Genomic DNA, 18,492 nt, shown 5'->3' with positions numbered 1-18,492 from the left:
TTAAATTAACTCTGCTAACAATTTTGTTAATTCCTTTCTACTATATTTTTGTAATCCAATGGGATGTGATTGTAATTGCCCCATTTTAAAAGCTTTATAATGCTTTAATATAGTGTTTTTTAAAACGTCGAAATCATCATATAAAAAGTAATTGCCCGTATTGGTTTCTTTAATGATTTTTTCCACATCAGAACCTTCTGGTCCCAATGAAATTATAGGACGATTGGAGACCATATATTCAAAGAGTTTTCCCGGAATAATACACTTTGTTTCTTCAGAATTAATTTCAATAAGCAATAGAACTTGTGATTTTTTTTGATATGCAATAGCCTCTATATGTGAAACATATCCTATTTTATCAAAATATTTACTTAATCCGAAATATTGAATGGTATTTATAACTTCATCACTTACCAAACCAATTAGGTTTAACTGAAAATCTTTAGCGAAATCATCATTTTCTTTTATTAATTCAGACAATGCTTTCCATAAATTCAAAGGATTTCTTTGTGACAATAAAGACCCAATATGTGCTAGTGTAAATTTCGAATCCATTTCCAAATCAGTAACACTTTCCTTATCATATCCATTTGTTATAACGGTAATTGGGGTTTTAGTTATTTTTTTAAATTCTTTACTAGTTGTAAAACTTGTGGTAATCACATGATCTGCATTATTTAAAACTTTACTTTCTAATACTTTATGTTTTTTACGAGACCTTTTAGTAAGTTTTAGTTCTTTATGATAGCCTATGGTAGTCCAAGGATCTCTAAAATCTGCCAACCATTTCAGTCCTAACCTTTCCTTGAGTTCTAAACCTATAAGATGCAAACTATGTGGTGGCCCTGTTGTAACAATAGTTTCAATATTATTATCAGCGATGTATTTCGTTAAATAAGCTATAGATGGCTTTATCCAATTTTTCCTAGCATCTGGAATAAAAAAGTTACCACGTATATATAGCATAAATTGTTCAAGAAAGCTTTGTTTTTTACCTTCAGGAATAATCCCTTTACTAATGGCTTTTGTTGATTTTTTAGAAAATAAGTTTGCTAATTTATAAGGCTCTTTTATTGGTCGCTTAATAATTTGAAGATCATCTGAAACTTCTTCCAACAAACTTGAATCGACAATAGAATAATTAGGGTTTTCTGGTATATAAACAATTGGCTCAATATTAAAATCTGGTAAATACTTCACAAACTTTAACCAACGCTGTACACCTGGACCTCCAGCAGGAGGCCAATAATATGTTATTATGAGTGCTTTTTTACGCACTTTCGTTTCTTTTTTTAAACTCGTAATACAAGCCACCTAATAGTAAAAACCCAAATAAAATGGAACTGGCTAATGCTATTTTACTACCGGTTTTAACAACATCTGGATCAAATTTAAACTCAATAGTATGATTTCCAGCAGGAACTTCCATACCACGCAATGTATAATTAACTCGCATATGATCTACTACCTTACCATCAATAAAAGATTTCCAACCATTGCCATAATACACTTCAGAGAATACACCAACTCCATCATTCAAATTACTTGATTCATATTTTAAATAATTTGGAGCAACCTCCTTGAGGTTAATAGTTGCTAATGAATCTACAATAAACTTATTACTATATTCTCGTTGCTTTGTCAGGATTGGAGCTGTATAAACAGCCTTATTCTTATTATCTAAACTATCTAGTGCTTTAATTTCTTCGTTTGCAGAAGCAACTCTTTCTAATTCTCTTATAAACCACGCATTACCATTTGCTTCTTCATTTGAATAAGCCATAGGTTGCCCTTTTTCATCTTGTACAATAATATACTTGGTGTTAAGCATATTGAGCACATTAATGTTGTTTTTTGCTACATAAAAATCGAACACATCCTCATAACGTCTCAATTTAGCCGCGTGATAACCATTTAAAGAATTATGGAAATAAGAAGCCCGCGCTCCAGATGAAACGATATCGAATACTCTAAAATGCGATGTATCCTTTTTTATATCACTATCTGCTATATTAGGTGAATATGGTTTACTTACTTGAATCGCTGAAACAAAATCATCATTATTGACATAACGTCTATCTACACCTACTAAATCAAACAAAATCAATACGCCTAAAACAAGTATTAACCATTTCTCTTTTAGCTTTGCTTTTAAAAACATATAGATAGCAGCAGCAGCAGCCAAAACTAAAACTAAAGTCCTAATAGTGTCTGAAGTGAAAACTGATTTTCTATCTGCCTTAATAGCGTCCATAAAAGCTTGACCATAGTTTTGACGGTAAAAACCATCATTAATACCCACAAAATCGAATGAAGACTTAAAAAGAAGTAAAAGAAGTGCCAACCCACCCGTTATAATAGCTGAATATTTTAAAGCTTTTAACTTTTCATCTTGCTTCTCAAAATCATTAAATAATCTTACCAATCCAAATATGGCTAAAACAGGAATACATAGTTCTAAAATAACTTGTATTGATGTTATGGCTCTAAACTTATTATATAGCGGAAAATAATCTATAAATACATCAGTTAAAAAAGCAAAAGGTTCGTTTTTACCAAAGGATAATAATAACGATAACACTGTACCACCTACTAACCACCATTTTAAACGTCCTTTTACTAAAAACAACCCAAAAACAAATAAAAACAAGACTACGGCACCGACATAAGCAGGTGCTTCAACAATTGGCTGGTTTCCCCAATACAATGGTGCTCTTTTCGATTCCTGTAAAGCTTGACTTGGGGTAGCCCCCAGTTTTCTAAATGCTTCATATGTATTAGAGTCTTTTCCAACATTTTCACCATTACCACCTCCCATAAATCTTGGAATAAAAAGATTTATCGACTCTAAAATTCCGTAGCTATATTGTGTTATATATTCTTTATCTAAACCAGAAGTAATTTCTTTTGAAGATCCATCAGGATTAATTGCTAATTCACTTTTACCACGCGAACTTTCTTTAGCATATTCCTGTGTTGCCATAATACCAGTAGCATTTAAAGCTATAGCTAAAATTACGGCAACAGATAAAATACCAACCGTTTTAAAATAATGCCTCAGTAACTTCTTTCTGTAAGCATCAATCAAATAAGCAACACCTAATATAATTACCAGTAACATCAAATAATAAGTCATTTGAAAATGGTTAGCAACCAATTCAAGTCCCATAGCTACGACAGTTAGTGAAAATCCTAAAATATACTTTCTTTGAAATGTCAATAAAATACCGCTTAAAACCAAAGGCATATATGCTATAGCATGCGCTTTACTGTTATGCCCTACTCCAAGAATAATGATTAAATAGGTAGAAAAACCAAACGCCAGAGCCCCAAGAGTTGCTAGTTTAAAATCCACTTTTAATACTAACAATAGAATATAAAAACCAATTAAGTATAAAAACAGATAATCTGCTGGTCTTGGTAAGAAGCGCAGCGTTAAATCAAGCTTTTTTATATAATTATGTGGATATTTTGCTCCTAATTGATACGTTGGCATACCTCCAAAAGCACTGTTTGTCCAATAAGTTTCTTCTCCATTAGCAGCTTTAAAATCGGTTTGCTGTTTAGACATCCCAATATATTGCATAATATCACTCTGGAAAATCTTCTTTCCTTTTAAAACAGGACTGAAATAAGCGAGAGAGATTATTATAAATCCTAGTATAACTAAGACGTGAGGTAGGATTCTTTTAATTGAAAACTGCATGAAAAGGTATTAAAACAATGATTGTGAAAAATAGTTATAATTTTCAAGAATTACATAAATTGAAAGTATAAATTATAACTACTCAATTTCTTCGTAATCCACATAATCGCCAACATCTTTATTTGAAGTTTTAGCGTTTGGCATTTTATCAATGGTTACTTCTCCTGGTTTTTTTGAAGTTTCTTGTTGTTGCTTTTGAAATTGACCAAATTGATCTCCGAATCGCTGTTCCGCTTTTTTTGCAGCAAACTTTATTAAAAATGGTGCAAATATTCTACCCAACACTTTGAATAAATACCAAACAACAACAATTATAAATATGGTTCTTAATAAACCCATAATTAAATTTTAATTTATAATTAATCACAAAAATACAATTCTATAGATTTAAAAAACGTTCATAAATGATAAAAAAACTATAAAATATCTATATTTGAGAACCCTTAATCGAAACCAGTTAACAAAATACGCTAAAAATCAAATTGAGATTCTATCTAAATTCCTAACTATGAAGCCTATCAAATCTACTTGCATACTTTTTTTTAGTTTAATATCAGCCCTTTCTTTTAGTCAATACACCGACGTTATAAACTCAAATAGACCGGGTGTTTCACGTAGTGCTTTTTCTGTTGGCACAAATGTTTTACAATTTGAAGTTGGACCGTATATAATTAATGAAGAACGTACGCCAGCATTAAGAAACGAGGTATCTGGATATGGTGTTGATTTTTCAGCACGATACGGATTATTTTTTGAAGAATTAGAATTAAACATTGAAGGCACCTACCAAAATGACACAAAAACTTTCTTCTCAAGTATTCCATTTGAAGAAGATCGTGCTAATTTTAAATTTTTAACAGTTGGTGCTAAATACTTGGTTTTTGATCCTTATAAGAATTCTGAAGAAGACAAGCCTAATTTATACAGTTATCATGCAAACCACAGGTTTAAATGGAAATCTTTAATTCCAGCGGTGTCCGTTTTTGTTGGTGCTAATTTTGATACTAAGAACAACCCGTATACAGCACCAGCAATAGAAGGCTTTAGTCCAAAAGTAATGATTGCTTCTCAAAATAATTTTGCAGGAGGATGGGTATTGGTACTCAATTTAATAAAAGATAGAATTGGAACAGATCAATCCGATTTTCAATATATTATAACATTGACACATTCATTTAATCCAAAATGGGTGATATTTGGAGAGACTCAAGGTATTAAAAGCGATTTTTACGCCGATAATCTATTGCGATTTGGTGGTGCTTATTTATGGGGTAAAGATTTTCAACTAGACACCGCTTTAACTTTTAATACCAAGGATACACCGTCTGTTTTTAGTGTGAATTTTGGGGCTTCATATAGATTCGATTTTCATAAAGACAAAGAAAATGAAGATATAGATAATGGTGGCTCTGCTAAAGAGGAAGGCAAACGCCAAGCAAGACGCAATAAAAACAAAAAGAAAAAGAATTCTGATTCAGATTCGAAAAAGAAACAACAAAGAAAAGACACAGATTTTGACGATAACTAAAAAATCAAAATCTATCATTTTTATATGATAACACTAAAAGAAGTACATACAAAAAAAGACTTAAAAACATTCGTAAAGTTTCCTTTTAGACTATATAAAGATTCTAAATATTGGGTCCCTCCTATTATTAATCAGGAAATAAAAACATTTAGCAAAAAAGAAAACCCCGTTTTTAATGATGCCGAAGCTAGATTATTCCTAGCTTTTAAAGGAAAGGAAGTAGTTGGGAGAATTGCTGCTATTATTAATTGGCTAGAAGTTAAAGACCAAAAACAACTAAAAATGCGTTTTGGGTGGTTTGATGTTATTGATGATATTGAAGTATCCAAAACCCTTCTCAGCAAAGTTTTAGAGATAGGAAAAAAGAATAACCTTGAGTATATAGAAGGTCCCGTTGGCTTTTCTAATTTAGACAAAGTTGGTATTTTGACCTATGGTTTTAACCATATTGGAACCATGATTACTTGGTACAACCATCCTTATTATGTATCACATTTCAATAAACTAGGATATACCGTAGAAAAAGAATATTTAGAACATAAACACGCTTTTACCGATATAAAGAGAGAGAGTTTTGCTAGAATTCAAGAAATAATTAAAAAGCGTTATAAGCTAAAAGCTCTTTACTTTAAAAAAACAAAAGAAGTCATGCCCTACGCCGATAGAATGTTTGACTTGTTTAATGAAAGTTATTCATCTTTATCATCATTTGTTGCTATTACTGATATACAAAAAGAATATTTTAAAAAGAAATTTTTAGGGTTTATTAACCCAGAATATATAAAGTTTGTTGTAGATGAGCATGACGAATTAGTGGCATTTGGTATAGTAATGCCATCTTATGCTGAAGCCTTACAAAAAATGAAGGGAAAACTTTTCCCTTTTGGCATTAAGCATTTATTACACTCAAAAAAGCATAGTAAAAAAGTAACTTTTTATTTAATTGGTGTACACCCAGAATATCAGCAAAAAGGTGTACACGCAATAATTTTTAACGAATTCCATAATACTTTTAGTGAAAAAGGAATTGTTGAGTGTATTCGTACACCGGAATTAGCAGACAATGTTGCTATAAATAAAATCTGGAAGAATTTCAATCCTGTAATTCTTAAAAAGCGATGCACTTTTAGGAAAGATATTGCATAAAAAAATCCAATTCTTTAAGAATTGGATTTTTTTATGCAATATCAAGTTTTATAACTTCTACTCACCCATTGCTGCTAAAACAGCAGCAGATAAACGCTTGTATGTACCATTTTGTAAGCGTTCTCTAATAGCATCAAAAGCATCTAAGGTCTCTTCAACATCTTTTAATGTATGCGTTGCAGTTGGAATCATTCTTAGTAAAATTAATCCTTTAGGTATTACAGGGTAAACAACTATAGAACAGAATATTCCGTAATTCTCACGTAAGTCTCTAACCAAAGCCATGGCTTCAGGAATACTACCTTTTAAATATACTGGTGTAACACAACTTTGTGTAGTACCAATATCAAAACCACGCGATTTTAATCCTGATTGTAATGCATCAACTATAGTCCAAAGGTTTTGCTTTAATTCTGGCATTGTTTTCAACATTTCCAAACGTTTTAATGCACCAACTACTAGTTGCATTTGTAACGATTTAGCAAACATCTGAGAACGCAAATTATATTTTAAATAATCTATAATTTCTTGATCCGCAGCAATAAATGCACCAGTACTTGCCATAGATTTTGCGAATGTTGCAAAGTACACATCAATATCATCTTGTACCCCTTGCTCTTCTCCTGCACCTGCTCCAGTTGCACCTAAGGTTCCAAATCCATGAGCATCATCAACAAATAACCTGAATTTAAATTTCTTTTTAAGTTCAACTATTTCTTTTAAGCGACCTTGCTCTCCTCGCATTCCAAAGACACCTTCAGAAATTACTAAAATCCCACCGCCTGTTTGCTCTGCCATTTTAGTAGCGCGCTCTAAATTCTTCTCTAAGCTTTCAACATTATTGTGCTTATAGGTAAAGCGTTTTCCCATATGTAAACGAACACCATCGATAATACATGCATGCGCATCAACGTCGTATACTATAATATCATCTTTAGAAACTAAGGCATCAATAGTAGACACCATGCCTTGATAACCAAAATTCAATAAATAGGAAGCTTCTTTATTAACAAAAGCCGCTAATTCATTCTGAAGTTTTTCATGTAAATCTGTATGGCCAGACATCATTCTTGCTCCCATTGGATAAGCCGAACCATATTGAGCTGCAGCTTCAGCATCTACCTTACGAACTTCAGGATGATTTGCTAAACCTAAGTAATCATTTATACTCCATGTAATAACATCTTTTCCTTGAAACTTCATACGATTAGAAATTTCTCCTTCTAATTTTGGAAAAACAAAATATCCTTCAGCCTGAGATGCCCATTTCCCTAATGGTCCTTTGTCTTTATAAATTTTATCAAATAAATCTTTCATTTATTATAAATCTTATCGCTATTAAATTTATGATATAACCACCAATTTCTAAACGCTTCAAAATATCATAAAAAAACACCAAAGTTCGTTTTTGAAATTTCAATAAAGCTATTAGTTAATGCTTAGTTAGTTGTGCAAAATTAAATATTTATATTGTTTGAGCATAATTTTTTAATACCCAATTAGTAATTAAATAAAAAAAGAGATGACTTTTTGCTAAAACAACAAAACTCATCTCTTTTTTAAGTAGATATTATTTATTATTTAATGTATTGTATCTTTTCTGCAGCTTCTTCATGAACACTATCAAAGAATCCTTGTTCGTTCATCCATTTATCACTGTAAACTTTGCTCATGTATCTAGAACCGTGATCTGGAAATATAACAACAATATTATCTCCTTTTTTAAATTCACCTTGCTCATTTAGCTGCTTAACAGCTTGCATTACAGCCCCTGATGTATATCCTACGAACAATCCTTCATTTTTAACTATCTCACGTGCCGAATGTGCACTTTCTTCATCTGTAACTTTGATAAATTTATCAATAAGGTCGAAATCGGTTGCAGATGGGATAAGGTTTTTACCCAAGCCTTCAATTCGGTATGGATAAATCTCCTTTTCATCAAATTCTCTAGTCTCGTGATATTTTTTGATTACAGAACCAAAAGCATCTACTCCTATAACTTTGATATCTGGGTTTTGCTCTTTTAAATATTTAGCTGTGCCAGAAATAGTTCCTCCAGTACCACTACACGCAATAAGATGTGTTATACTACCTTCAGTTTGATTCCATATTTCAGGACCTGTACTGTGGTAATGTGCATCAATATTAAGTTGATTAAAATATTGGTTGATATAAATAGATCCTTTTGTTTCCTCATGCAAGCGCTTTGCTACCTGGTAATAAGATCTCGGATCGTCTGCACTAACATGGGCAGGACAAACATAAACCTTGGCTCCCATGGTTTTAAGCATATCTATTTTATCTGCTGATGATTTTGAGCTTACAGCCAAAATACAGTCATAACCCTTGATAATACTTACCATTGCTATACTAAACCCCGTGTTTCCAGAGGTAGTCTCAATAATAGTATCGCCAGGTTTTAAAATACCTTGCTTTTCAGCTTGCTCAATAATGTAAAGTGCTATTCTGTCTTTTGACGAATTACCTGGGTTAAAAGATTCCACTTTTGCTAGGTAATCTCCTTTATAATCTGCGGTTAGTCTATTAAGTCGAATAAGAGGTGTTTGACCCACTAATTCTAAGACATTATCAAATACTTGATTTTTGTGCTTCATATGTGCTTTTTAAAGACTGGCTCAATTTCAAAATTAAATACAGCCTAAAACCTTGCAAAAATAATACATTTTTTTTTATTAGTGATTAATTCCTTCTAAATCTAATAAAAAGGCATATTCTAAAGCTACTTCCTTAAGACTTTCAAAGCGTCCAGACGCACCTCCATGACCAGAATCCATATCTGTATGTAGTAATAATTTGTTATTATCTGTCTTATAATCTCTAAGTATTGCAACCCATTTTGCTGGTTCCCAATACTGCACTTGTGAATCATGCAACCCTGTAGTTACCAACATATTTGGGTAATCTTTTGACTTAACGTTGTCATATGGCGAATAAGATTTCATATACTCATAATATTCCTTATTGTTTGGATTTCCCCATTCATCATATTCTCCAGTGGTTAAAGGAATAGTATCGTCAAGCATGGTTGTAACTACATCAACAAAAGGTACTGCTGCTAAAACACCGTTATATAATTCAGGATTCATGTTTATAACTGCTCCCATAAGCAAACCTCCTGCGGAACCACCATAAGCATATAAATGATTGTTTGAAGTATATTTATTTTCAATAAGGTGTTTAGAACAATCTACAAAATCTGTAAACGTATTTTTCTTAGTTAAAAGCTTTCCATTTTCATACCAATCTCTGCCTAAATATTCTCCTCCTCTTATATGGGCAATAGCATAGATAAACCCTCTATCTAGCAAACTTAGGCGGATAGTAGAAAAAGACGGATCAATAGTTGAACCATATGAACCATAAGCATACTGCAGTAAGGGATTAGTTCCGTCTAATTTGATTCCTTTTTTATAAACAAGTGAAATGGGTACTTTTACGCCATCTCTAGCCGTTGCCCAAATACGTTCTTCTGCATAATTTTCTTTTTTGAAATTACCGCCAAGTACTTCTTGCTCTTTCTTTATTTCTGATTGCCGTGTCTTTAAATTATAATCAATTACAGAGCTTGGAGAAATTAATGAATTGAAGCCATAACGCATCGTATCACTATCAAAATCAGGATTATTTCCAATGTATGCTGTGTATGTTTCAGAATCAAATGGTAGATTATAATCCTCTTCCCCGTTCCAACTCATAATTCTTAAATTATTAAGTCCGTTTTCACGTTCGTTAATCACCAAATAATCTTTAAAAATTTCAATATCTTCAATCAATACGTCTTTTCTATGTGCAATTACTTCTTCCCAATGCTCTAACTCTGTAGTATTTTCACTTGTTTTTAGAAGTTTGAAATTTGTTGCATTATCTTTATTTGTGATTATGTAAAAATGTTCATTAAAATGCGAAATACTATAGTCTAACTCGCGAATTCGTTTTTGAAACACTTTAAATTCATCATCTGGTGTGCTGGCATCTAAATAGCGATATTCCGTTGTCAGTGTGCTTGATGAACCAATAATGATATACTTTTTCGACTTAGATTTATAAACAAAGGTGTTAAAGGTATCATCGGCTTCATAATACACTTCTAAATCTTCACTAGAGGTGGCATGTAATTTATGCTTAAATATTTTATGAGATCTCAGGGTGACGGCATCTTTCATTGAATAAAACAAAGTTTTATTGTCGTTTGCCCATGTAGCACTACCAGTTGTGTTCTCAATCTTATCAGTATAGATATCACCCGTAATAAGGTTCTTAATTTGAATTGTGTATTGTCTTCTACTAACAACATCTATTGAAAAAGCAGCCATAGTATTATCCGGGCTAACTGAAATACCTCCTAATTTAAAATAAGCATGACCTTCAGCCATTTCATTACAATCAAATAAAATTTCTTCTGGAGCCTTTAAAGATGCTTTCTTTCTTGTATAAATAGGGTAATCTTTCCCAGTTTCATAACGTGTTAAATACCAATAACCATTTAATTTAAAAGGCACCGTTGTATCGTTCTCCTTAATTCTGCTTTTCATTTCTTCAAAAAGTTCTTTTTGAAAAACTTTGGTATGCTTCATTACACTTTCTGTATAAGCATTTTCGGCATTTAAATAATCTAAAACTTCAGAGTCTTCCCTATCATTTAACCAATAATAATTATCTAATCTAACATCATCATGAATACGTAACTTATATGGAATTTTTTTGGCTATTGGTGGACTTATTTTAGTCGTACTTTTTATCATTTTTGGTTCTTTTTTACAAGAATGAGCAAAAATAAAGTTTATGACTATAATAATACTGAGATTCTTCATTTTTAATAAACAAAGAAATAAAATTACTCTATTTATTTTGATAGTTTTGTACCTACATACTAAAATTCAGAAATTATGTTTGGAGATATGATGAAAATGATGGGCAAACTTAAAGAAACCCAAAAGAAAGTAGAAGAAACTAAAAAACGCCTTGATACCGTTTTAATCGATGAGTCAAGTAATGATGGCAAACTTAAAGTTACCCTAACAGCAAATAGAACTATAAAATCTATCAACGTAAGTGACGAACTTCTTGAAGATAAAGAACAACTTGAAGATTATTTAATTTTAACTATAAATAGAGCAATAGAAAAAGCAACGAGTGTTAATGAGGCCGAACTTGGTGCTGTAGCCAAAGAAGGTATGCCTAATATTCCTGGAATGGATATGTTATAACAACTCACAAAGATTTAAGGGCGCTAATTAATATATCATGCATATCGTCATTATAATCTAGGTGGGTTACCATTCTTAGCTTACCACCGCCCATACTAATAATATGAATATTTTTGTTGGCTAAGTTTTGTACAAACTTTTTTTCGTTAATGTCTTTATTTAATTCAAAAATAACAATGTTAGTTTCTATAGACTCCACGGTCTTGATAATTGATAGTCTAGTTAACTCCTCACCTATTTCTTTTGCTTTTTTATGATCTTGAGCTAAGCGTTCAATATTATTATCTAAAGCATATAATCCCGCGGCAGCTAAATAGCCAGATTGTCTCATATTTCCACCAAAAATTTTACGTATTCTAATGGCATTTTTCATGATTTCTGAATCTCCCACTAAAATTGATCCAACAGGACATCCTAACCCTTTGCTCAAACAAACAGAAATAGTGTCGAATACACTGCCATATTGTTCTGTAGTTTCATTTTTAGCAACTATAGCATTCCATAAACGCGCGCCATCTAAATGAAAACCCAAATCATTATTATCACAAACCTTTCTAATTTTTTTCAACTCATCAAAATCCCAACAAGCACCACCTCCTTTATTTGTAGTATTTTCAATTTCAACCAAACTAGCTGGAGCATACCAATAATCACCTGGATTAATAACTTCTTCAACCTGTTTAGCTGTAAACATACCTCTATTGCCATTTATTAGCTTACATGACACGCCGCTATTAAAAGAGGCGCCTCCAGACTCATAATTATAAATATGGGCATATTTATCACAAATAATCTGATCTCCAGGGTTTGTATGCAGTTTTAAAGCTGTTTGATTAGCCATAGTACCAGATGGAAAGAATAAGGCATCACTTTTACCAAACATACTCGCTATTCGTCTCTCTAGAATCACAACCGTTGGGTCTTCTCTAAACACATCATCACCAACGTTTGCTTGCATCATCGTGTTCAACATATCTTTTGTTGGTTTGGTAACTGTATCGCTTCTTAGGTCTATTATCATCTGAAAAATTAAAAGGTAAAGCTATAAAATTATATTAAGATTTGTTTTCTGATGGATGTTTAAATACTATTTTTGTTCAAAATAAAATAACTATGATTACTTCAGATCAAATTAAAGATCTCAATACCCGCCTTGATAAACTTAGGCACTATCTTTGACATTGATGCCAAACTTATAGAAATACAAAACGAGGAAGAACAAACCTTCGATCCAAATTTCTGGAATGACCCTAAAGCCGCTGAAACGATTATGAAATCCTTGCGCGTAAAGAAAAAATGGGTGCAAGACTTTAAAGATTTAAAAACTCTTATTGAAGATTTAGAAGTTATTTATGAATTCTTTAAAGAAGGCGAATCTACATTAGAAGATGTTGAAAACCGGTTTAATAAGGCTTCCGTTTTAATGGAAGATGTAGAGTTTAGAAATATGCTTTCTGAAGAAGGTGATAGCCTAAGTGCTGTATTACAAATTACAGCTGGAGCTGGTGGTACGGAAAGTTGTGACTGGGCAAATATGCTAATGCGCATGTACTTAATGTATGCCGAAAAAAGTGGGTTTAAAGTACGAGAATTGAATTTTCAAGAAGGTGATGTTACCGGTATTAAAACGGTGACTTTAGAACTTGAAGGCGATTTCGCTTTTGGTTGGTTAAAAGGTGAAAATGGTGTCCATAGATTGGTTCGTATTTCTCCTTTTGATAGTAATGCCAAACGACATACCAGTTTTGCCTCAGTATATGTATATCCCTTAGTTGATGATTCTATTGAAATAGACATTAATCCCGCCGACATTGATATAACAACCGCGCGATCAAGTGGTGCAGGTGGACAAAATGTAAACAAGGTTGAGACTAAAGTGCAACTTACCCATAAGCCTACAGGAATACAAATTTCTTGCTCAGAAACACGGTCGCAGCATGATAACCGCTCAAGAGCTATGCAAATGTTAAAATCACAATTGTATGAAATTGAACTTCAAAAACAATTAGCACAGCGCGAAGATATTGAAGCTGGAAAAATGAAAATTGAATGGGGTAGTCAAATTCGAAACTATGTGATGCATCCATATAAATTAGTGAAAGACGTTAGAACAGGTCATGAAACTGGTAACGTGGATGCCGTTATGGATGGAAATATTGATAGTTTCTTAAAAGCTTATTTAATGATGATGGGACAAAAAGTAGAAGACAAGAATCAATTATGAAATATTCATAGCTGAAAACATAAAACCTCGATAACAATTATGACATGGTTATTACATTTGTCAATTTAAAAATAGAAACTAACACATGAAAAAAATAGACACAATAATATTCGACCTGGGAGGTGTATTAATCGATTGGAACCCTGAATATGTTTTTCTAGATGTATTTAATGGCAATAGAGAAAAAATGAAATGGTTTTTTGACAACATTTGTACAAGTGACTGGAACGAAAATCAGGATGCTGGGTATCCAATGGCAAAAGCAACAGAAGAACTTGTCTTAATTTTTCCAGAATATGAAACTGAAATTAGAATGTTTTATGGAAGATGGGTCGAAATGCTTGGTGATGCTATAAGCGGTACAGTTGATATTCTTAAATATTTTATTGATTCTAGTGATTATAAAGTTGTGGCACTAACCAATTGGAGTGCTGAAACTTTTCCTATTGCGTTAGAGCGTTTTGAATTTTTGCACTGGTTTGAAGGTATAATAGTATCAGGTGAAGAAAATACTAGAAAACCTTTTGATAAAATTTATAATTTAACACTTGAAAGGTTTAATATAAAACCTGAAAATGCAATTTTTATTGATGATAACTTGAGAAACATCGAAGCTGCTAACAATTTAAGAATTAACGGAATTCAATTTAAATCACCTAAGCAACTTATTCAAGACTTAAAAACATTCAATATCGATATATAATGATAAAAATATACCATAATAACCGTTGCAGGAAGTCTCGCTGCGGACTTGAAATTCTTGAAAATTCAGGAAAAGAATTTAAAATTGTAAAGTACTTAGAGAACATCCCATCTCTAAAAGAATTAAAAAAAATTATTAAACTATTAGGCTTAACGCCTATTGACTTGGTTAGAAAGAATGAAGCCATTTGGAAAAGTGAATACAAAAATAAAAACTTAAGTGATTCTGAGATTATTACCGCCATGGTCGAAAACCCAAAACTTATTGAAAGGCCTATTATTATTAATGGTAAAAAAGCAGTTATTGGCAGGCCACCCGAACTAATTTTAGATATTATTTAACTTAATTATAAAGCCATTAACACAATTTTAACCAAATGGCTTTATGTGGTAAGTTACCTTTGTCCCAAATGCAACTTATAGCAGAATGTTCAAAAACACACTTACCTACTTATCCTTTATTCTATTTTTTTCATTTGGATATAGTCAACCCAAAAACAGTGATAAAATAATTTCTACTCCAGTATTTGAAAAAGACATAATTATTTCTGGAAAAGTATTTGATAGGGAAACGAATGAACCCCTAGAATATGCCACCATATCTTTTTTTAGTCAAATTGAAAATAAAATCATAACTGGTGGTATAACAGATATAAAAGGAGCATTCAAAATTACTGTGCCAGCAGGTGTGTATGATATTTCTATAGAGTATATTTCATTTAAAACTCAAACTCTAAAAAACAGAAAAATAATTTCGAATGAAAATATTGGAGATTTTTACTTAGAACTTGACTTAGAAACTCTAGACGCCATTGAAGTGATTGCCGAAAAAACAACTGTTGAAATTCGATTAGACAAAAAAATATACAATGTCGGAAAAGATTTAACGGTTAGTGGAGGAACTGTAAGTGATGTTTTAGACAATGTCCCATCCGTTTCTGTTGATGGCGAAGGTAATGTAGCATTAAGAGGAAATAACAATGTTAGAATTTTAATTAACGGAAAACCATCAGGCTTAGTTGGGTTAGATTCTACTGAAGCTCTTCGACAATTACCTGCGGAAGCCATAGAAAAAGTAGAAGTAATTACATCTCCATCTGCAAGATATGAAGCTGAAGGAACTGCTGGTATTTTAAATATCATTTTACGTAGAAGTAAATTTTTAGGATTAAATGGGGTTATTACTGCGAATGCAGGATATCCGAAATCTGCTGGAGTTTCTGGAAATATTAATTATAGAACTGGGAATGTTAATATTTTCAACACTCTTTCATATAGATACGGAGAAAGCCCTGGTTACTGGTATAACTACACTACTTTCAAATCTACAGGCAACGTGCTTGACGAAAAACGTGATTGGGAAGACACTAGAAAAGGATTAACTAATAATTTTGGTGTAGAATGGTATATAAATGATTCAGCTTCTATTACTTCATCTATGGTAGTAAATGATGGTAATAATAATAACAATTCTACAAATAACCTTATTCAATTTGATTCAAACGGAACTTTAATTAGTGAAAGTTTAAGATATGATCCCAGACAAGGAACAAACAAGACAATTCAATATTCATTTAACTTCACAAAAAACTTTAATAAAAGTGGGCATAAATTGACATTCGATTTTCAACTTGAAGATACTGATCGTGATGAATTATCCTTAATTAATGTAGATGGGCTTAACACTGACATCCTAACGCAAATAAGAGATCAATCCAGAATTCTACTAAGAACAGATTATGTTCTGCCTATTGGAGAAAATAGTCAAATAGAAATGGGATATAGAGGTGATTTTAATAATAATGCCACCGATTATAAGGTAGAACTTCTTAACCTTGATACGAACGAATTTGAAATTGACAAAAATTTAACCAATCTATTTAATTTTAAAAATTATATTCTTGCCGCTTATGCTCAATACGGCAGTAAGATTAATAAATTCTCTTATTTGTTAGGTTTGCGTATGGAAAACACACAGTTAACACTTGATCAAACTACCTCGGGCGACTTTGAAAAAAGAAATTTTACTGGTTTATTTCCAACCGTTAATTTAAGTTATGAGTTTAGTGAAACCGAAAATATGACTTTAGGCTATAATAGACGTTTGCAAAGACCAAATTCTTTTTACCTAAATCCTTTCCCTTCTAGATCTAGTTTAACGAATATTTTTCAAGGTGACCCAGGCCTTAACCCGACATATTCTGGAAAATTTGACCTTGGTTATTTAAATCGAATGGGCAAATTTATTATAAACTCTTCTATATACTATCAGCATTCTACTAATCTTATAAATTGGGTAAGTATAGAAACGGGGGATGTTGCTTTTATAGATGGTGAAGAAATACCCATTGTGCAACGTGGACCAGCTAACGTAGGAATGGAAGACAGATACGGTTTCGATTTTAACATAACCTATACCCCATCCAAAAAATGGCGCATGAATACGGATTTTAATTTATTCAATTCCACAATCGAAGGAGAATTAGATGAAGATAATTTTGATTCTAAGAATGTAAGCTGGAACTTACGCTTTAGCAATAAATATTCACTTCCAGGAGATATTGACTGGCAAACAAACATGAATTATAGAGGTCCAAGTAAAGATGCTCAAAATGATAGGCAAGGTACTTTCACTACCAATTTTGCTTTTAGCAAAGATTTATTTAAAGAAAGGGCTTCAATTGCATTTAATATTAGAGATGTTTTTAATAGCGGCGTGTATTTATCGACTATAGAAACCGATTCTTTTATTAATGAACGAGAAATTAGATTTCGAGGTGTACGCTCATATAACTTATCTTTTACTTATAGATTTAATCAGAAAAAGAAACCTGAACGATTTGGTCAATTTAATGGTGGTGGTGCACAGATATAGTTTCAAGAAAAATATTATAAATAAAAAAGGAAGCTAATTTAGCTTCCTTTTTTATTTATTTAATATAGTTTTTATCCTTTAAGCATTACGCTTCGCTTTCTTTTCTTCTCTAATTTCTTTCAATCTTTCAATTAAAGAACCTCCAATCCAATAAGGAATCACAAAGGTTAACAAAAATATCATTAACCAAAATCCTATTGTTAATATGGTTAAGAATGCTAAAAAGCCTAAATATTGATCAAAATCAAACATAATTGTATGTGTCTTTTATAAATCTTTGGCAAAGATAATGCAAAGGGCTTTCTTATACAATATCAAATTAAAAATTGTTAACAGTCTTTTTAACTAATTTAAATTTGGCTGAGGTGTCATCCTTAAATATGGTTTCACTTCCTTGTAACCCTTTGGGAAGATATCCCTTATATCTGCAGTTGCAACAGATGGGACTACAACACAGTCATCCCCATTATTCCAGTTTGCGGGAGTAGCTACTTTATGATAAGCTGTCAATTGCAAGGAATCTATCACGCGTAATAGCTCATCAAAGTTTCTACCTGTTGAAGCAGGATAGGTAATGGTTAATTTTACTTTTTTATCAGATCCGATAACAAACACAGAACGCACTGTTAATTTACTATCAGCATTTGGATGAATCATATCATATAATTCTGAAACTTTTCTATCCTCATCAGCAATAATTGGAAAATTAACTGTAGTCCCCTGCGTTTCATTAATATCATTTATCCAACCGTTATGCGAGTTAATGCCGTCTACACTTAGTGCAACAACTTTCACATTACGTTTATCAAATTCAGGTTTATACTTAGCTACGGTTCCTAATTCTGTAGTACAGACAGGTGTATAATCTGCTGGGTGCGAAAATAATATACCCCAGCTATCCCCTAGCCAATCATGAAATTTTATAGTTCCTTCTGTTGATTCTGCTGTAAAGTTTGGAGCTTCATCTCCTAATCTAATTGCTGCCATGGTTTCAAAATTTATTGGTTACTAAAATAATTTAAACGGTCTACTAAGTTACTCATTTTAAAGAATAAGGACTAAACAATAATAGATTATAAT

16 protein-coding genes are annotated in these 18,492 nt (G+C 32.0%); 7 read left to right on the top strand and 9 right to left on the bottom strand.

Annotation, left to right across the window (positions count from 1 at the left end; translation table 11 throughout):
- From AC2D6V_RS12795 to AC2D6V_RS12785, 3 genes are all read right to left on the bottom strand, one after another.
- Window positions 1–1,278, bottom strand: a complete 1,278-nt coding sequence (locus AC2D6V_RS12795; protein WP_484648593.1) for a glycosyltransferase — start codon at window positions 1,276–1,278, stop codon at window positions 1–3.
- Window positions 1,271–3,706, bottom strand: coding sequence for a hypothetical protein (locus AC2D6V_RS12790; protein ID WP_484648592.1), 2,436 nt, complete (start codon window positions 3,704–3,706; stop codon window positions 1,271–1,273). The genes AC2D6V_RS12795 and AC2D6V_RS12790 overlap by 8 nt, the downstream gene beginning before the upstream one ends.
- Window positions 3,707–3,784: 78 nt before the next feature.
- Entirely contained in the window at window positions 3,785–4,045 is a 261-nt protein-coding gene (locus AC2D6V_RS12785; protein WP_484648591.1) for a DUF4834 family protein, read from the bottom strand.
- A 169-nt stretch (window positions 4,046–4,214) separates the two neighbouring features.
- On the opposite strand from AC2D6V_RS12785, the gene AC2D6V_RS12780 reads away from it, so the two are divergent.
- The gene (locus AC2D6V_RS12780) at window positions 4,215–5,234 is read left to right on the top strand and encodes a transporter (protein WP_484648590.1); all 1,020 of its coding nucleotides are present in this window, start codon (window positions 4,215–4,217) and stop codon (window positions 5,232–5,234) included.
- Between the two features lie 24 nt (window positions 5,235–5,258).
- Entirely contained in the window at window positions 5,259–6,380 is a 1,122-nt protein-coding gene (locus tag AC2D6V_RS12775) for a GTP cyclohydrolase (protein ID WP_484648589.1), read from the top strand.
- Between the two features lie 57 nt (window positions 6,381–6,437).
- Here AC2D6V_RS12775 and capB read toward each other — a convergent pair whose 3' ends face one another.
- From capB to AC2D6V_RS12760, 3 genes are all read right to left on the bottom strand, one after another.
- On the bottom strand, window positions 6,438–7,697 hold the full coding sequence (gene capB, locus AC2D6V_RS12770) for a cysteate-C-fatty acyltransferase (protein ID WP_484648588.1): 1,260 nt from the start codon (window positions 7,695–7,697) through the stop codon (window positions 6,438–6,440).
- Between the two features lie 260 nt (window positions 7,698–7,957).
- Window positions 7,958–8,998 carry a cysteate synthase gene (gene capA, locus AC2D6V_RS12765; RefSeq protein WP_484648587.1) on the bottom strand — a complete coding sequence of 347 codons (1,041 nt, stop codon included), beginning with the start codon at window positions 8,996–8,998 and terminating at the stop codon, window positions 7,958–7,960.
- Between the two features lie 78 nt (window positions 8,999–9,076).
- Window positions 9,077–11,146, bottom strand: a complete 2,070-nt coding sequence (locus tag AC2D6V_RS12760) for a S9 family peptidase (RefSeq protein ID WP_484648586.1) — start codon at window positions 11,144–11,146, stop codon at window positions 9,077–9,079.
- A 144-nt stretch (window positions 11,147–11,290) separates the two neighbouring features.
- On the opposite strand from AC2D6V_RS12760, the gene AC2D6V_RS12755 reads away from it, so the two are divergent.
- Window positions 11,291–11,611, top strand: coding sequence for a YbaB/EbfC family nucleoid-associated protein (locus AC2D6V_RS12755; RefSeq protein ID WP_484648585.1), 321 nt, complete (start codon window positions 11,291–11,293; stop codon window positions 11,609–11,611).
- 4 nt (window positions 11,612–11,615) lie between these two features.
- Here the strand turns inward: AC2D6V_RS12755 and AC2D6V_RS12750 are convergent, their stop codons facing one another.
- The gene (locus tag AC2D6V_RS12750; RefSeq protein WP_484648584.1) at window positions 11,616–12,632 is read right to left on the bottom strand and encodes a threonine aldolase family protein; all 1,017 of its coding nucleotides are present in this window, start codon (window positions 12,630–12,632) and stop codon (window positions 11,616–11,618) included.
- A gap of 92 nt (window positions 12,633–12,724) precedes the next feature.
- Between AC2D6V_RS12750 and prfB the strand changes: the two genes are divergently transcribed.
- The 4 genes from prfB (at window position 12,725) to AC2D6V_RS12730 (ending at window position 17,412) form a co-directional block, all read left to right on the top strand.
- Window positions 12,725–13,835 (top strand): peptide chain release factor 2 gene (prfB, locus tag AC2D6V_RS12745; protein ID WP_484648583.1). Its coding sequence is split into 2 segments (ribosomal slippage): window positions 12,725–12,787 and window positions 12,789–13,835, totalling 1,110 coding nucleotides; the frame shifts between segments, so codons are not numbered across the junction.
- Between the two features lie 85 nt (window positions 13,836–13,920).
- Window positions 13,921–14,538, top strand: a complete 618-nt coding sequence (locus AC2D6V_RS12740; protein WP_484648582.1) for an HAD family hydrolase — start codon at window positions 13,921–13,923, stop codon at window positions 14,536–14,538.
- Window positions 14,538–14,879, top strand: coding sequence for an arsenate reductase (glutaredoxin) (arsC, locus tag AC2D6V_RS12735; RefSeq protein WP_484648581.1), 342 nt, complete (start codon window positions 14,538–14,540; stop codon window positions 14,877–14,879). The genes AC2D6V_RS12740 and arsC overlap by 1 nt, the downstream gene beginning before the upstream one ends.
- An 85-nt stretch (window positions 14,880–14,964) precedes the next feature.
- A complete protein-coding gene (locus AC2D6V_RS12730) occupies window positions 14,965–17,412 on the top strand; it encodes a TonB-dependent receptor (protein ID WP_484648580.1) in 2,448 nt (815 codons plus the stop codon).
- 78 nt (window positions 17,413–17,490) lie between these two features.
- Here the strand turns inward: AC2D6V_RS12730 and AC2D6V_RS12725 are convergent, their stop codons facing one another.
- Both AC2D6V_RS12725 and AC2D6V_RS12720 read right to left on the bottom strand, forming a co-directional pair.
- Window positions 17,491–17,664, bottom strand: coding sequence for a hypothetical protein (locus AC2D6V_RS12725; RefSeq protein WP_298238337.1), 174 nt, complete (start codon window positions 17,662–17,664; stop codon window positions 17,491–17,493).
- A gap of 93 nt (window positions 17,665–17,757) precedes the next feature.
- On the bottom strand, window positions 17,758–18,399 hold the full coding sequence (locus tag AC2D6V_RS12720; protein WP_484648579.1) for a peroxiredoxin: 642 nt from the start codon (window positions 18,397–18,399) through the stop codon (window positions 17,758–17,760).
- Between the last annotated feature and the right edge of the window lie 93 nt (window positions 18,400–18,492).

It is taken from the genome of Algibacter sp. YIN40 (assembly GCF_057219435.1).
Note: the sequence above shows the minus strand (reverse complement) of the source record. Positions and strands in the feature narration are given on the sequence as shown.

Coding starts and splice junctions, on each gene's coding strand:
- AC2D6V_RS12790 (WP_484648592.1), bottom strand. CDS start 3,706: ATGCAGTTTTCAATTAAAAGAATCCTACCTCACGTCTTAGTTATACTA.
- AC2D6V_RS12785 (WP_484648591.1), bottom strand. CDS start 4,045: ATGGGTTTATTAAGAACCATATTTATAATTGTTGTTGTTTGGTATTTA.
- AC2D6V_RS12780 (WP_484648590.1), top strand. CDS start 4,215: ATGAAGCCTATCAAATCTACTTGCATACTTTTTTTTAGTTTAATATCA.
- AC2D6V_RS12775 (WP_484648589.1), top strand. CDS start 5,259: ATGATAACACTAAAAGAAGTACATACAAAAAAAGACTTAAAAACATTC.
- capB (WP_484648588.1), bottom strand. CDS start 7,697: ATGAAAGATTTATTTGATAAAATTTATAAAGACAAAGGACCATTAGGG.
- capA (WP_484648587.1), bottom strand. CDS start 8,998: ATGAAGCACAAAAATCAAGTATTTGATAATGTCTTAGAATTAGTGGGT.
- AC2D6V_RS12760 (WP_484648586.1), bottom strand. CDS start 11,146: ATGATAAAAAGTACGACTAAAATAAGTCCACCAATAGCCAAAAAAATT.
- AC2D6V_RS12755 (WP_484648585.1), top strand. CDS start 11,291: ATGTTTGGAGATATGATGAAAATGATGGGCAAACTTAAAGAAACCCAA.
- AC2D6V_RS12750 (WP_484648584.1), bottom strand. CDS start 12,632: ATGATAATAGACCTAAGAAGCGATACAGTTACCAAACCAACAAAAGAT.
- AC2D6V_RS12740 (WP_484648582.1), top strand. CDS start 13,921: ATGAAAAAAATAGACACAATAATATTCGACCTGGGAGGTGTATTAATC.
- arsC (WP_484648581.1), top strand. CDS start 14,538: ATGATAAAAATATACCATAATAACCGTTGCAGGAAGTCTCGCTGCGGA.
- AC2D6V_RS12730 (WP_484648580.1), top strand. CDS start 14,965: ATGTTCAAAAACACACTTACCTACTTATCCTTTATTCTATTTTTTTCA.
- AC2D6V_RS12725 (WP_298238337.1), bottom strand. CDS start 17,664: ATGTTTGATTTTGATCAATATTTAGGCTTTTTAGCATTCTTAACCATA.
- AC2D6V_RS12720 (WP_484648579.1), bottom strand. CDS start 18,399: ATGGCAGCAATTAGATTAGGAGATGAAGCTCCAAACTTTACAGCAGAA.